Here is a 13,986-nt window from a genome sequence, read left to right on the forward strand (position 1 = left end):
CCATGAGCGCTCATCCCTACAGCCCGGCCTTCGGTGTCGCGGGCTTCGGATTCGTCTCCGGCGCACTGTCGGTCGACGCGGACGGTATCGCGGTCCCCGGCCGCCGGGCGGCTCTCGAAGCCGCGATGGCCCGGCTGAGCGAACGACTCTCGACCATCGATATGACGCTCGAGAACGTCGTGAAGACCACCTACTTCGTCACCGACGTCGCCCTGCGCGACGAGGCGAACCGGCACTACGAGGCGGTGTTCGCCGAACCGCGTCCGGCCCGGTCGTTCGTCGAGGTCGCTGCGCTGCCCTACGGCGCGACGGTCGAGATCGAGGCCATCGCCCACCGCGGGTAACGCACCCGCACAACACGGATCACCTCTTAAGGAAGGCACACATCATGTCCAGCACCGAAAAGACCGGCGTCGACCTCGACGCCCTGATCGACTCCTGCATCGCCGCCGCCGAAACCCGCTACGAGGACTGGGACACGCTCGGGTTCCAGGCGGCCCAGGGCGGTGACCGGTTCAAGCGGGCACAGATCCGCTATATCGGCTCGGGTGCCACCGGCAACCACGACACCGACAACAACATCATCAAGGCCGATCACTTCACCTTCTCCAATATGCGTCTGCCCGCGGGTGCGGTCGGCCCCGAGCACACCCACCACGACGTCGAAGAGGTGTTCTACGTTCTCGAAGGTGAGATCGAGGTCGCCGTTCACGATGTCGAGGACGGGACGAAGAAGGCGGTGCGCACCCTCGGCTACCGCGATCTGATCCGCGTACCCGCCGGGGTGCCGCGCAGCCTCGCGAACGTCTCCGACGCCGACGCGCTGTTCTGCGTCATCATCGGCACCCCCAAGCCGCAACTGCCCACCTACCCGCCCAGCTCCGAAATGTTCGGCGTCACTCGCTGATCGAGTACCGGAACAAGTACGAGGAGCCCCGATGGACGAGCCGATGAGGCGGACGCTGCGCGTCCAGCAGAAGACCTGGGAAGCCGACGGTGTCATCAGCGTGACGCTGACCGACCCGTCCGGTGCCGAGCTGTCGGCCTGGGAACCAGGTGCGCACCTCGCGCTGCACCTGCCGAACGGGCTCGTTCGGGAGTACTCGCTCTGCTCGGATCCCGCCGATCGGTCCCGGTGGACGGTAGCGGTGCTGCGCAAGTCGGATTCGCGCGGAGGCAGCACCTATATCCACGACCTCCTGCCGGTCGGCGGGCTCCTCGAGGTCGAGGGCCCCCGCCAGAACTTCGCGATCGACACCGCGAGCCGCCACATCCTGGTCGCGGGCGGAATCGGTATCACGCCGATTCTGTCGATGGTGCGGAGTCTGCACCGCGAGGACGCGAACTGGACGCTGCTCTACACCGGACGATCCCGGTCGACGATGGCGTTTCTCGACGAGCTCGACTCCCTGCCCGCCGATCGCGTGACGATCCACGCGGACGACGCGGCAGCGGGTCGATACCCCGATCTCGCCGGGCTGCTCGGGGATATCGACGGCGATGTGGTCGCCTACTGCTGCGGTCCCGAGTCGTTGATGACCGCATGCTCCGACGCGCTGACCGATCCCGGGCAGTTGCGTATCGAACGATTCAAGGCACCCGAACCGATCACCACCGGCGCGGACACCGCCTTCGATGTGATCCTCGCCAACAGTGGCCGGCGGATCCCGGTCGCCCCGGACATCTCGGTCCTGAGTGCCCTGCAGAACGCCGGTGTGCCGGTGGAGAGCTCGTGTACGGAGGGTATCTGCGGTACATGCGAGGTCAGCGTCGTCAAAGGCGACGTCGAGCACCGTGACTTCCTGCTCTCGCCCGAGGAACAGCAGACGGGCGACACCATGTTCGTCTGCGTTTCCCGCTGCCGCTCCGCCGAACTCGTCCTCGACCTGTAACCGGCCACCCTCGACAGAAAGGTCGATCATGCGATTCACCGAAACACCGGTCTGTACTCTCCGGGCGTTGCGGTCGGTGTCGGTCACGGTGTCCGATCCGGCCCGCTCGCGCGACTTCTACCACGAAGCCTGGGGCTTGAGCACCGTCGACGAAGACGGTGACACCTTCTGGCTACGTGCCACCGGCAGCGAGCACCACGTCCTGCAACTGCGCGCCGGTGTCGGCAACGCACTGGACCGGATCTCGTTCGCGGTCGGAACTCCGCGCGAGGTCGACGACGCGGCCGGCGCACTGCAGAAGCTCGGAATCCCCCTGCTACGCGAGCCCGGCCGACTCGACGACGCCGGCGGCGGCTACGGCTTGCAACTCATCGATCCCGAGGGACGCTGCCTCGAACTGTCCGCCGATACGTTCGCCGTCTCCGCGCAGGAACCGGCAGGTCGCCGGGCAATTCCCCGAAAACTCGCGCACATCGTGCTCAACACCAGCGATATCGATCGCACCGCGGACTTCTACACCCAGGTGCTCGGTATGCGGATCTCGGACTGGTCCGAACATCAGATGACCTTTCTACGGTGCAATTCCGACCACCACGTCATCGCCCTCAACCAAGCCGCCTTCCCGTCCATCAATCATGTGGCCTACGAGATGGAGAGCCTCGACCATTTCATGCGCGGGCTCGGCAGCCTCAAGCGCAGCGGTATCGACCCGCAGTGGGGTCCCGGCCGGCACGGACCGGGTGACAACACCTTCTCCTACTTCACCGATCCGGCCGGGCTGGTGTGCGAGTACACCTCCGAGGTGGCACAGATCGACGAAGACAGATGGCTGTGCCGGACCTGGAAGCGCACCCCCGAACTCTCCGACCAGTGGGGGACGGCGGGTCCGCCGACGACTACGGTCCGGGCGGCGATGGCCGGAGTACCCGATCTCGGGCACCGCGGCCGGGTCGCCGCGGGCATCGACGACTACTTCTACGGCGGACAGTGACATGCGGGAGATGCAGCCGTGACCGGCACGGCCGAGTCGCACGCCCGGGTGACCCGGTGGGTTTCGGCGCGGGGGATCTCGCTCGAGGTGCGTGGCACGGGTGATCCGGTGCTGCTCCTGCACGGCATCGGCGGCAGCGCCACGGCCTGCGGTCCATTGGCCGAAGTGCTGAGCGCGCGTGGCTATCGCACCTACTGCTGGGACGCGCCGGGATACGGGCGGTCCGCCGATCCGGCGCCGAGCGCGGACGGACCGGCCGAGCGCTACGACCACGCAGCGGCGGTCGCGGAACTGATCACCGAGCTCGGTAGCGAGCCGATCCATCTGATCGGCACGTCGTGGGGCGGGGTGATCGCGACCGCGGTCGCGATCGCGAATCCGGCGTCGGTCCGCTCGCTCGTGCTGGCCGACAGCACCCGCGGCTCGGGCGTGAACACCGATCGGGCGCGGGGCATGCGTGCACGAATCGGCGAACTGCGTGAGCTCGGCGGCCCGGCGTTCGCGGCAGCCCGGGCGCGGCGGCTGGTCTCGCCTGCCTGTGACGACGAGATCGCGCGCGCGGTGGAATCGGAGATGGCACGAGTCCGTCTGTGCGGCTACACCGCTGCCGCCGAATTCATGGCCCGCACCGACACCGGGCCGAGTCTGGCCGGCGTGGCGGCACCCACGCTGGTGCTGGTCGGAGCGGACGACATCGTCACGGGCGTCGACGAATCCCGGTTGCTCGCCGACGCGATTCCCGGGGCGCGCTTCGGGCTGATCCTGGGTGCGGGCCATGCGGCAATACAGGAGAAGCCGGCCGAGACGGCCGCGCACATCCTGCGGCTCTGGAAGGAACTGGACCGATGAGCAGACTGATCGTGGTCACCGGCGCGGGCCGTGGACTTGGTTTCGCGATCGCCGAACAGCTGGCCGCCGCGGGCGACCGGGTCGTCATCGCGGAGATGCGTGCCGAGCTGGCCGAAGGTGCCCAGAAGTCGTTGCGGGACAAGGGGTACGACGTCACCTCGGTGGTCACCGATATCGCCGATCGTGATTCGGTGGTGGCCCTCGCGAGCCGGGTGGAGGCACTGGGTGGAGCGGACGCGCTGGTCAACAACGCGGCGCTCGCTGACGGTGTGGGCGGTGACGCCTTCTGGGAACTCGATGAGGAGTTGTTCCAGAAGGTGATGACCGTCAACGCGTTCGGGACCTGGCTGGTCAGCAAGCACCTGTTCCCCCAGTTGGTCCGCGGTGGCAACGGCGCCATCGTGAACATCGCCTCCGACGCCGCCCTGTACGGCTCGCCGCGCCTGGTGCACTATGTCGGATCCAAGGGCGCGGTCATGGCGATGACCCGCACGATGGCGCGAGACGGCGGCCCGCACGGGCTGCGGGTCAATGCCGTCGCACCCGGCTTGACCCGGGTGGAGGCGACGGCCACGGTGCCGGCGTCGAGATATCAGCTCTACGCCGACAACCAGGTTCTGGCTCGCGAACAGACCCCCGGCGATGTCGCGGGCACGGTGCAGTTCCTGCTCTCGGACGCGGCGAGCTACCTGACCGGTCAGACCCTGGTGGTCGACGGTGGATTCGTCATGAACTGACCGTTGTCCCCGGCTATCCGGAACACCTTCCCCGCACAAGGAGACCGACCTTCGATGGATCTGCAACTCACCGACCGCACCGTGGTCGTCACCGGCGCGAGCTCCGGTGTGGGGCTCGCGACGACACGGATGCTGCTCGCCGAGGGCGCCCGGATCGCCGCCTGCGCTCGCGACCTGGATCGGCTACGCGCCGCGATCGACTCGATCGACGGGGTCGATCCCGCCAGGGTCTACCTCGCCGCCTGCGATGTCACCGACCGCGACGAGGTCGAATCCTTCGTCGGCGCCGCTGACGCGCACTTCGGCGGTATCGAAGGACTGGTGTGCAATGCCGGACGCTCGCTCATGGCGCCACTGTCGCAGACCACCGACGAGCAGATCCGCGCGGAATTCGACCTGAAAATCTTCGGCGCCTGGAATCTGGTGCGCGCGGCCCGCGGCCCGCTCGCGGCCGCGGACCGCGGCTCCGTCGTCACCGTCAACGCGATCCTGGCGCGTCAGCCGGAGCCCCGCCTGGCCGTCACCTCGGCCGCGCGTGCGGCTCTGCTCAACCTCACCCACTCCATGGCCGAGGACCTCGCCGCGGACGGCACCCGGGTGAACTCGGTGCTGCTCGGGCTCGTCGACACCGGCCAGTGGCGCCGCCGTTTCGAGGACTCGGGCACCGCCCTCGACTACGACGCGTGGAGCGCGGAGATCGCCGCCGACAGCGGAATAGCGCTTGGCCGGTTCGGCACCGCCGAGGAGGTCGCGTTCCAGATCGTCACCCTGCTGTCGCCGCTGAGCGGCTACACCACCGGCACCAGCATCGACGTCGGCGGCGGCGTCGGCCGCTACATCTGACCATCAGCCCGGCCCGGCGTATCCGCCGTTCCCAGAACTCTTTCGGAGGACACACCATGACGACCACCGACAGCCCCGGCGCGAAGGGGCCCACCGGGGGCGATGTGCTCGTCGCTGTCATGCGCAGGCACGGCATCGACACCGCGTTCGGCGTGCTCAGCATCCACAATCTGCCCCTGGTCGAAGCGGTGGCGCGGGAGCTGAAGTTCGTGGCGGTGCGCCACGAGGCAGCGGCGGTCAACGCCGCCGACGGTTACGCGCGCGCGACCGGAAAGATCGGTGTCGCGATCACCAGCACGGGGACCGGCGCAGGCAACGCCGCCGGGTCCATGCTCGAAGCGCTGACCGCGGGGAGCAGGGTGCTGCACGTGACCGGCCAGATCGAGAGCGAGTACCTCGGCTCCGGCGGGTCGACGCGGGGCGTCATCCACGAGGTGCCCAAACAACTGCAGATGCTCGATGCCGTCTCCCGCTATGCGGCGACCATCGAACGCGCGCAGGACGTCGAAGCGGATCTGGAAACCGCCATCGCCCATATCCTGGCCGTTCCGCAGGGCCCTGCCAGCGTCGAATGGCCATCGGACCTGCAGTATCTGGCGCGTCCGGCCGATCAGCGCGGATACGAGCCGCCGACTCTCCACGCGCCGGTACCGGACAGCGCCGCGATCGCCGAGGCCGTCGCGTTGCTGTCGGCGGCCGAACGTCCCCTGCTCTGGGTGGGCGGGGGCGCGGCCGGCGCGAAGGACGAACTGGCCGCGCTGCTGCACACCCTCGGGGCGGGCCTGCTGACCAGCAATTCCGGGCGGGCGATCGTGCCCGAGGACGATGCGCTGGTGATCGGGAACTTCGCGACGGCGCCGGAGGTCGCGCCACTGCTCGCGGATGCCGATCTGTTGCTGTCGATCGGTACCCACTTCCGCTCCAACGAGACCAAGAGCTACCACCTGCGGTTACCTGTCACGCAGATCCAGATCGATGTGGATCCGGCGGCCATCGGCCGTGTCTATCCAGCGAAGGTCGGCATCGTGGGGGATGCCGCGGCCACCCTCGCCGCGATCAACGACGGCCTGACGAGCACATCGGTGGATCCGGGCTGGTCCGATCGGGTCACCGGCACCAGGGTGGCGGTCCGTGCCGCGCTCACGGACTATATCGGCGGTTACGCCGAGATCTGCGAAGGGTTGCGGTCGGTCCTGCCGCGCGAATCTGTGGTGGCACGCGATGTGACCATCCCGTCCAGCCAATGGGGCAACCGATTGCTGCCCTTCTACGAACGCGAGACCAATATCTTCCCCCTCGGCGGTGGTATCGGTCAGGGGCTTGCCATGGGGATCGGCGCCGCGCTCGGCCGTCCCGAGGTGCCGACCGCCGTGATCGCCGGCGATGGCGGTCTCGCCGTGCACCTCGGCGAACTCGCCTCGCTCGCAGGCAGCGGCGCCTGGTGCGTCGTGGTGATCTTCAACGACGGCGGGTACGGCGTACTGCGGAATATGCAGGAGGCCAACGGTTTCGACCGATCCGGTGTCGACCTGTTCACGCCTCGGTTCGATCTGCTCGCGGCCGCGCTCGATATTCCCTACACCCTGGTCCAGGGCCAAGGACGTTTCGAGCGGGCGTTCGCGGACGCGGTGGCGCAGCGTGGTCCGGCGATCGTCGAGGTCGATGTCGCGGCGGTCGAACCGACACCCGGCCCGTTCACCCCACCTGTGCACATCCCGGTTCGAGAGGGCTGAACCGATGACCACTGACGAATGGGACGACGACAGTCCGGCGCACGCGCTGGTGTGTCTCCACGCCGGACCGGAGCCGGCGCGCTGGTTCGCCGATCAGGTCGCGGCACTCGGCGCGATCGCCCACCGATGCCGCGCGCTGGACTCGGCCGACCCCGAGTCCGTCGACGCCTGGGTGAACGAGGTCGCGTCCGCCGTGACAGCCCTCGGCCACGACCGCGTGCACCTCCTGGCCACGGGCGCCACGGCATACAGCGCCATCGCTTTCGCCGCCTGCCGCCCCGCGCTCGTCACCAGCCTCGTGCTCGGCGATCCGGAGGTCGAGCCGGACATTCCCGGCTACGGCGAACTCCTGGCGCGCGTGACCGCCCCGAGCCTGGTGATCGCCTCGGTCCCAGACGAGCACACCGACATCGCTCGCGCACAGAGCATCGCCGGTGGGATCGACAACGGTGTGTTCGTCGTCATCGACGGTGCCACGATCCCGGCCCACCGCAACCGTGCCAGTTCGTTCAACGAATGGGTCACCGCGTTCACCATCATCGCCGAAGGTCTCGATGCCATGGCATCGGAACGACAGGAGAAAGCCAATGCCTGAGAAAGCCGCGCACTACCTCGAACCCGAACAGACCCACCCCGAGCCGATCAGCCCTTACGAGACCAAGCTGTCCGGTTCGATCATGGAGATCTTCGGCCGGGGCGTCCACGATCTGCCCGGACTGATCGCGGGACTGAACGATCTGGGGCTGCACGCCCCCGACGGGCAGGACTGGAGCGAGGACAATTTCCGCGCTGAGATGCGACGACTGGGAGACTGAGATGAACACCGTGACCACATCCGTCCCGACCGCGACCGGCGGTCCGAAGAAACGCGCGGTCGGCGTCCGGAGAGAGATGACCGCGGCCGATATCGCCGCTGACGGGCTGCGCGACCGGTGGTATCCGATTCTGCCCTCGCGCATGGTGAAGCCCGGTGAGTCCAAGAAGGTCACCCGTCTGTCCGTCGACTGGGTGCTGTTCCGAGACTCGCGGGGCACCGTTCATATGCTCGAGGACCGCTGCCCGCACCGCAGCGCTCCGCTGTCGGTCGGTCAGCACCTCGGCGACCGGCTCGCCTGCAAGTACCACGGCGTCCAAGTGGACGGCACGGGCACCGTCGTGTCCGTGCCAGGTATGCCAGGCTGCGCGCTCGAAGGTAAACAGGCGACGGTGTCGTTGCGGGTCGTCGAGGCCGCCGACACCATCTTCGCGTTCGTTCCGCTGACCAAGGAATCCGAGCCGACGCCGTTCGTCCTGCCCGACCGGCTCACCGACGAGGCAGTCTCCTGGTTTCCGAACTTCGCGGAGTGGGCCGGACCCTGGCGCTTCTATATGGACAATGTCCTCGATCCGATGCATGGTGCGTTCCTGCACCGCGATTCGCATTCGATGTTCGGCGGTGACACGTCGGCTCGCTTCCGGATCCGGGAGACCGACCGCGGCTTCTTCTTCGAGAAAACCGATCAGGTCGGCGTGAACTTCGACTGGGTCGAGTACGTGCGCGGATCCATGGACTACGTCGACCTGGAGATCCCGTACGGCCCGACCGCAGGCCCCGGCGGGGTTTTCGGCATCGTCGGCATGGCCACACCGATCGACGCGGGCAACTCCGCGATCTTCCACTGGCGCACCCGCCGAGTAGCCGGTTGGGAGCGTGAAGTGTGGCGCTTCCTGTATCGCACCCGGCTCGAGGCCCGGCACTGGGAGGTACTCGAACAGGACCGCGAGGTGCTCGAGGCGCTGGCCGCCGACGCCGATCACGAGGAACACCTGTATCAGCACGACTTGGGTGTCTCGCGGATCCGTCGCATCTACCGGGCGGATGCGAAGAAGCAGGCGGCGATCCTGGCGGGCGAGCCGGTATGAGCGCGACCCGGGCGGACCCCGCCGAAAGCATGATGCTGACCGTGTTCCTCCGGCACGACCAGTCACAGAACCTGGAACAGCTTCAGAGCAGGCTCGACGACGCCGGCTGGTGGCAGCACTTTCCGCCGGCCGGCTGCGAGGTGGTCTCCTGGGTTGTCGCGATGGGCGTGGGACAGATCGTGACGCTGCGGCTACCGGCGGCGTTGCTCGCCGCCGTCAACGTGGAGCTGGAACGGCGGGCGTGGGGTGTGTTCCACACCGACTTCTACCCGACCTACGATTTCGTGCCGGTACGCGAGCGGCTTGCCCGCGAATCCGGCGAGCGGCGCAGCGCATGACCAGGGTTGCGGCGCAGACGGTTCCGGAACCGCCGCGGCCTGGCATGTTCAGCAACGCCAGGGTCCACGGCGATCAGTTCTTCCTGTCCGGGATGCACGCCGGCGGCCCCGACGGACCCGTGGGCGGCGCCGACGCCTACGCGCAAGCCAAAGAGGCATTTCGGCGGGTACGGGCGCTCACCGAGGCCTGCGGGGCCGCGGTGGACGACATCCTGGTCTTGCGCATCTATCTGACCGATATCGCCGATCGCGCACTGGTCGGCAGGGCACGCTCCGAGGTGTTCGCCGGCGACTTCCCGTGCTCGACGCTCGTCGAGGTGTCGGCACTCGTCGAGCCCGGCCTGAAAGTGGAGATCGAGGCCCATGGGGTCGTCGGATCACACAACCGCACCTGACCCACCGCCGGTCCGGATCGGATCGGCACTCTCGAAAGGTTGAAAGGGATCATGAGCAAGGCACTGAGTGTGGCTGTGTGTGGGGCGGGCATCGGCGGTCTCACCGCGGCCCTCGCGCTCCGAAAGATCGGTATCGACGCGCAGGTTTTCGAGCGGACCCGCCGATTCGCCCGGGTCGGCGCAGATATCAACCTGACCCCGAATGCCGTGCGGGCCCTGGATGGTCTCGGTCTGGGTGCAGCGCTGCGGGATTCGGCTGCCCGGCCGCAGTTCAGGATCAGCCGGACCTGGGATACGGGCGCGGAGACCTCGCGGCTCGAGATGGGCTCGTCCGCGGAGGCACGTTACGGGTCACCGCAGCTCACCCTGCACCGCGGTGACCTCATGTCCGCCCTCGAGGCGGCGCTGCCAGGGGAAAACGTCTCTTTGGGCAGGCAGGTCGTCGACGTCGGCGACGGGGCGATCCATTTCGCCGACGGCGGAACGCATCGGGCCGACGTGATCATCGGTGCGGACGGTATCCATTCGGCCGTGCGCACCGCGTTGTTCGGTCAGGAGCACCCCACGTTCACCGGTGTCGTGGCATTTCGCGCGGTGGTCCCGGCTTCGGCGGTCGCCGCGGTGCCGAATCTGGACAGTTTCACCAAATGGTGGGGGCCGGACGCCGCGACGCAGATCGTGACGTTCCCGCTGAGCCAGGGCAAGGACATCTTCATCTTCGCCACGTGTGCGCAGCACAGGTGGACCGAGGAGTCGTGGACGACCCCCGGCAGCGCCGACGAACTGCGCGAGTTGTACCGGGACTTCCATCCGGAGGCGCGCGCCTTGCTCGACGCCTGCGGCGACGTGCTGAAATCTGCTCTGTACGTGCGTGATCCGCTGCCGTCGTGGACCGAAGGCACGGTCGCACTTCTCGGCGACGCGTGCCATCCGATGATGCCGTTCATGGCGCAGGGGGCAGGTCAGGCGATCGAGGACGCAGTGGTGCTGGCGCGCTGCCTCGGATCCGACAGCTACGCCGGCGCGGCCGATGCCCTGGCCGGATACGCGAACACCCGGATGGACCGGGCCGCACGGATCCAGCGTGGCTCCAGGTCGAACGAATGGCTGAAAGCTGCGGGCAACGGTGACTGGGTGTATGAGTACGACGCCTGGAACACGCCGCTGGCCAGGGCTTGACCGTGCGGAACGACGAGGTACCGCCCGTTCGCTCGGCGACACTCCTCGATGTGCGCCATGGATCGACAGGGTGCGTGAGGCCGGCGAGAGCCCGTCTGCTGTGAGCGGCGGTCGTCAGCGAGGAATCAGGACCCGAACTCCGGGCCGTCACGGTGAGTGTCGAACACCGCGTTGGTCCGATAGGCCTGCGCGAGTTCAGCATTGGTGACCGGATCGGCGAGCCACCGGTAATGCGGTTGGTGCGCGATGTCGAGGACCCGGCACGTCACCGCGCCGCTGTTCCAGGTCCTGACCGAATGCGAGGAGCCGCGGCTTTTGCGCGGCGATCGTCGACCGGCCCACTTTCGGCGGGCACATCGTCGAAACCGGCACCGATTCCTACCGACTTGCCCACACCCGAGCCGAAAAGCTGAACCTCCACCCGCCGCTGGAATGCGAACAGTCACAAGCTCTTCGGCTGCAAGTGAGTAACTGTCGAGGTCGGTGAAGCGACACCCGCCTCGGCGGATGGAGCGCCATCACTGGCTGGTGCTGTCGCGCGTCATTCGCGTTCGGCCGACCGATCAGCCGCGGTGAGCAGTCAAGATGAGAAGGTCTGGCGGGGAGGAAGACGATCATGGCTCAAACCGCGGAGCAATTTCGCCGCAAGGACCTACTCGCCGGCCGAGCGGTGTTCGATTTCGCGACCAGAATTTAGCTGCAAGCCGCCGAACTGATGCCGAGATTCGCGACCAACGGCCCGCAGGGGGTGGCCGGGGAGAAAGTGGTCGAAGGCTCCCGTCCACCGGGAAAGTCTCAGGGGAGTCCGGCGGGGCGATTCTAGTGTGACTCCGACCACTGGGATGCTCCAGTGTGATCCAACTGATATCCGCTAGGGAGTCCGAATCCATCCAGGACATCCAGGACCGCGGCAGCAAGCGCGCGGTGATCTTCTCCCATGGCGGCGCCATCATGTTCTGGGCACTCATGTCCGTCTCCAACCCTGACATGAGCAAGCTGCAGACCGATCCGCTGCACAACACCGGCCGGGTGGTCGTGAAGGGCACCCCGGCGAAGGGCTGGAAGCTCGTCTCGTGGGACGGCCATTCCGCCGGCTGATCCGCCACTCGTTGCGCCCGCCGCGGTCTGCGGCGGCAGGTGAGTTGATGGGCAATTGACCGGACGCCATACGAGGTGCCGCGACATGGTCCGCTGCCGACAGTGTCGGCCGCGGACCATGTCGTCTCATACCTCGGCAATAGGGGCATTTGGAAAGCGGTGGTGCGGCGATTCGACAGCCGTTCGCCGGACCGAGTGCTTGCCGGAGAGGCAAATCGGTCCGGCGGTTCAGCTGGAAATCTCCCAGGCTGACGGCCAATCGCGCCCTCGCAACGCCGCGTCGACGCCTCCGTCGACGAACACCACGGACCCGACGAAATAGGAGGATTCCGGTCCGAGCAGGAACGCGACAAGTGCAGCGACCTCCTGCGCGGTGCCGCCCCGCCCAGCCGGCACTGTGGCCAGGAACCCTTCCATGGCTGCGCCGATGAGCGGGTCCTTGCGGCCTTCCTGCGTCATCGGGGTGTCGATGATTCCCGGTGCGACCGCGTTGAGGCGAATGCCCTCGCTGATGTAGTTCGCCGACTGTGTCCGCGCGTAGTAGGCCAGCGCCGCCTTGGTGGCGGGGTATGCCTGGATGGCTGCGATCTCACCGAATGACGCGGCGATCTCGTTCGCTCTCGCCTCGTCGTGATCAAGACATGCGTCGGCGAGCGCGACGGGCCAATTCGGTTGTGTGGTTGTCGAATTCGAACTGACCAACACAACGGAGGGATTCTCGCCGGCAGCGAGCAACGGCCGTAGACCTTCCAGGAGGTCGATGGCGCCGAAGTAGTTGACCCCGATCATTTGCGAGGCGGACCTGCCGGTTGTGGCGGCGAGACCGGCGAAGGGGACGAACCCGTCGAGGCTGCCGTCGAGCAGGGCGGTGGCCTGGGATATCGCCTCGGCCCGGCCCTCGGCGGTGCTCAGATCGACTGTGATGTCGGCTTCGCGTAGGTCGACACCGATCACGCGGTGACCATCGGCCTCGAGGCGCGCCTTGGTGGCGGCGCCGATCCCGGATGCTGCTCCGGTGATGACATAGGTGCTCAACAGATTCCTCTCGGAGGGGGCAGGAAGGGACGCCAGGCTATCAACGTGCAGCCCCGATGCCCGTTATCTATCCCGCTGGTAGGGAGAAAATCCGCTGCCGAGATCGGACCGGCCGCCGGAGTAGCCGTGGCCGCAGCTCAGGGCTGGATACCGAGCTGGTCGCCCAGTCGATCGATGAAGGTGCGGACCGCAGCGGTGTCGGCATCCGGCAGGGAGTACACCACCTCTGTGACGCCGATTTCCCGCCAATGGTCCAGGGTCTCGCGGTCCGGATCATCGGCGAGGACCGCGACGTGCGGAGTGCCCGCACGTCCGGCTTCGCGCCACATCTTCCGCAGTTGTTCGACACCGCCGTCGATGTTCGTTTCGATGGGGGTGGTTATCCACCCGTCGGCCGAACGGACGATCCACGCGAAGTTCTTCTCGGTGCCGCCGGCACCGACCAGGATCGGCGGGCGCGGCTGCTGCACCGGTTTGGGCCATGCCCAGCTGGCACCGAAGCAAACGTAGGTGCCTTCGTAGGCGGCCTCCTCCTGAGTCCACAGGGCGGTCATCGCCTCGAGGTATTCGCGAAGGACGGTGCGTCGCCGGTTAGACGGCACCCCGTGGTCGGCGAGTTCTTCGAGGTTCCAGCCGTATCCGACGCCGAGGACGACGCGGCCACCGGAGAGGTGATCGACGGTGGCGATGGTCTTGGCGAGGGCGATGGGGTCGTGCGCCGCGGGGAGCGCGACCGAGGTGCCGAGCCCGATCCGTGTGGTCACGGCCGCCGCCGTGCCCAGCGCCACCCAGGGGTCGAGGGTGCGTGGGTAGCGGTCGTCGGGCAGGGTGTCGTCGCCGGTGGCGGGGTGATCGGAGGTCCGCACCACCGGGATGTGGGTGTGCTCGGGCACGTAGAAGGTGTCGAATCCGCGCTCCTCGGCCGCCAGGGCGGCGTCGGCGGGGGTGATTCCGCGGTCGCTGGTGAACAGCGAGAGCCCGAACTTCAATGGGG

Annotated in this window: 18 protein-coding genes and 1 pseudogene; 16 read left to right on the plus strand and 3 right to left on the minus strand. The window is 67.6% G+C overall.

Going from position 1 to position 13,986, the window contains the following annotated elements:
• Positions 1 to 2: 2 nt before the first annotated feature.
• Genes ACQHI0_RS07715 through ACQHI0_RS07780 form a run of 14 tightly spaced genes read left to right on the plus strand, consistent with a single transcriptional unit; the run spans position 3 to position 10,859 of the window.
• The gene (locus ACQHI0_RS07715; RefSeq protein ID WP_427907235.1) at positions 3 to 344 is read left to right on the plus strand and encodes a RidA family protein; all 342 of its coding nucleotides are present in this window, start codon (positions 3 to 5) and stop codon (positions 342 to 344) included.
• Between the two features lie 44 nt (positions 345 to 388).
• A complete protein-coding gene (locus ACQHI0_RS07720) occupies positions 389 to 907 on the plus strand; it encodes a cupin domain-containing protein (protein ID WP_427907236.1) in 519 nt (172 codons plus the stop codon).
• A gap of 31 nt (positions 908 to 938) precedes the next feature.
• Positions 939 to 1,892, plus strand: coding sequence for a PDR/VanB family oxidoreductase (locus ACQHI0_RS07725; protein WP_427907237.1), 954 nt, complete (start codon positions 939 to 941; stop codon positions 1,890 to 1,892).
• A 28-nt stretch (positions 1,893 to 1,920) separates the two neighbouring features.
• Positions 1,921 to 2,883 carry a VOC family protein gene (locus tag ACQHI0_RS07730; RefSeq protein WP_427907238.1) on the plus strand — a complete coding sequence of 321 codons (963 nt, stop codon included), beginning with the start codon at positions 1,921 to 1,923 and terminating at the stop codon, positions 2,881 to 2,883.
• Positions 2,884 to 2,901: 18 nt separating this feature from the next.
• Positions 2,902 to 3,732: an alpha/beta fold hydrolase gene (locus ACQHI0_RS07735; RefSeq protein ID WP_427907239.1), complete on the plus strand. Its 831-nt coding sequence runs from the start codon at positions 2,902 to 2,904 to the stop codon at positions 3,730 to 3,732.
• Entirely contained in the window at positions 3,729 to 4,469 is a 741-nt protein-coding gene (locus ACQHI0_RS07740; protein ID WP_427907240.1) for an SDR family oxidoreductase, read from the plus strand. Before ACQHI0_RS07735 ends, ACQHI0_RS07740 begins: the two co-directional genes overlap by 4 nt.
• Before the next feature lie 54 nt (positions 4,470 to 4,523).
• Positions 4,524 to 5,312 (plus strand): SDR family oxidoreductase, encoded by a 789-nt coding sequence (locus tag ACQHI0_RS07745; protein ID WP_427907241.1) that lies wholly within the window; start codon positions 4,524 to 4,526, stop codon positions 5,310 to 5,312.
• Between the two features lie 56 nt (positions 5,313 to 5,368).
• Positions 5,369 to 7,045, plus strand: coding sequence for a thiamine pyrophosphate-binding protein (locus ACQHI0_RS07750; RefSeq protein ID WP_427907242.1), 1,677 nt, complete (start codon positions 5,369 to 5,371; stop codon positions 7,043 to 7,045).
• A 4-nt stretch (positions 7,046 to 7,049) separates the two neighbouring features.
• Positions 7,050 to 7,640 carry an alpha/beta fold hydrolase gene (locus ACQHI0_RS07755; protein ID WP_427907243.1) on the plus strand — a complete coding sequence of 197 codons (591 nt, stop codon included), beginning with the start codon at positions 7,050 to 7,052 and terminating at the stop codon, positions 7,638 to 7,640.
• On the plus strand, positions 7,633 to 7,860 hold the full coding sequence (locus tag ACQHI0_RS07760; RefSeq protein ID WP_427907244.1) for a recombinase-like helix-turn-helix domain-containing protein: 228 nt from the start codon (positions 7,633 to 7,635) through the stop codon (positions 7,858 to 7,860). The genes ACQHI0_RS07755 and ACQHI0_RS07760 overlap by 8 nt, the downstream gene beginning before the upstream one ends.
• A 1-nt stretch (position 7,861) precedes the next feature.
• The gene (locus ACQHI0_RS07765) at positions 7,862 to 8,947 is read left to right on the plus strand and encodes a Rieske 2Fe-2S domain-containing protein (protein WP_427907245.1); all 1,086 of its coding nucleotides are present in this window, start codon (positions 7,862 to 7,864) and stop codon (positions 8,945 to 8,947) included.
• Positions 8,944 to 9,285: a hypothetical protein gene (locus ACQHI0_RS07770; protein ID WP_427907246.1), complete on the plus strand. Its 342-nt coding sequence runs from the start codon at positions 8,944 to 8,946 to the stop codon at positions 9,283 to 9,285. The genes ACQHI0_RS07765 and ACQHI0_RS07770 overlap by 4 nt, the downstream gene beginning before the upstream one ends.
• Positions 9,282 to 9,680 (plus strand): RidA family protein, encoded by a 399-nt coding sequence (locus tag ACQHI0_RS07775; protein ID WP_427907247.1) that lies wholly within the window; start codon positions 9,282 to 9,284, stop codon positions 9,678 to 9,680. The genes ACQHI0_RS07770 and ACQHI0_RS07775 overlap by 4 nt, the downstream gene beginning before the upstream one ends.
• Before the next feature lie 51 nt (positions 9,681 to 9,731).
• Complete coding sequence (locus tag ACQHI0_RS07780) at positions 9,732 to 10,859, plus strand: FAD-dependent monooxygenase (protein WP_427907248.1); 1,128 nt, start codon at positions 9,732 to 9,734, stop codon at positions 10,857 to 10,859.
• 125 nt (positions 10,860 to 10,984) lie between these two features.
• Here ACQHI0_RS07780 and ACQHI0_RS07785 read toward each other — a convergent pair whose 3' ends face one another.
• Positions 10,985 to 11,128 carry a hypothetical protein gene (locus ACQHI0_RS07785; protein WP_427909398.1) on the minus strand — a complete coding sequence of 48 codons (144 nt, stop codon included), beginning with the start codon at positions 11,126 to 11,128 and terminating at the stop codon, positions 10,985 to 10,987.
• 7 nt (positions 11,129 to 11,135) lie between these two features.
• Between ACQHI0_RS07785 and ACQHI0_RS07790 the strand changes: the two are divergent.
• Together ACQHI0_RS07790 and ACQHI0_RS07795 are read left to right on the plus strand one after the other, a co-directional pair.
• A pseudogene (locus ACQHI0_RS07790) lies at positions 11,136 to 11,346 on the plus strand (hypothetical protein); the annotation flags it as partial.
• A gap of 365 nt (positions 11,347 to 11,711) precedes the next feature.
• Complete coding sequence (locus tag ACQHI0_RS07795) at positions 11,712 to 11,957, plus strand: hypothetical protein (protein WP_427907249.1); 246 nt, start codon at positions 11,712 to 11,714, stop codon at positions 11,955 to 11,957.
• 228 nt (positions 11,958 to 12,185) lie between these two features.
• Here the strand turns inward: ACQHI0_RS07795 and ACQHI0_RS07800 are convergent, their stop codons facing one another.
• Positions 12,186 to 12,992, minus strand: coding sequence for an SDR family oxidoreductase (locus tag ACQHI0_RS07800; protein WP_427907250.1), 807 nt, complete (start codon positions 12,990 to 12,992; stop codon positions 12,186 to 12,188).
• 137 nt (positions 12,993 to 13,129) lie between these two features.
• The gene (locus tag ACQHI0_RS07805) at positions 13,130 to 13,981 is read right to left on the minus strand and encodes an LLM class F420-dependent oxidoreductase (RefSeq protein ID WP_427909108.1); all 852 of its coding nucleotides are present in this window, start codon (positions 13,979 to 13,981) and stop codon (positions 13,130 to 13,132) included.
• Between the last annotated feature and the right edge of the window lie 5 nt (positions 13,982 to 13,986).

Source organism: Nocardia sp. FBN12, assembly GCF_050320175.1.
GTDB lineage: Bacteria > Actinomycetota > Actinomycetes > Mycobacteriales > Mycobacteriaceae > Nocardia.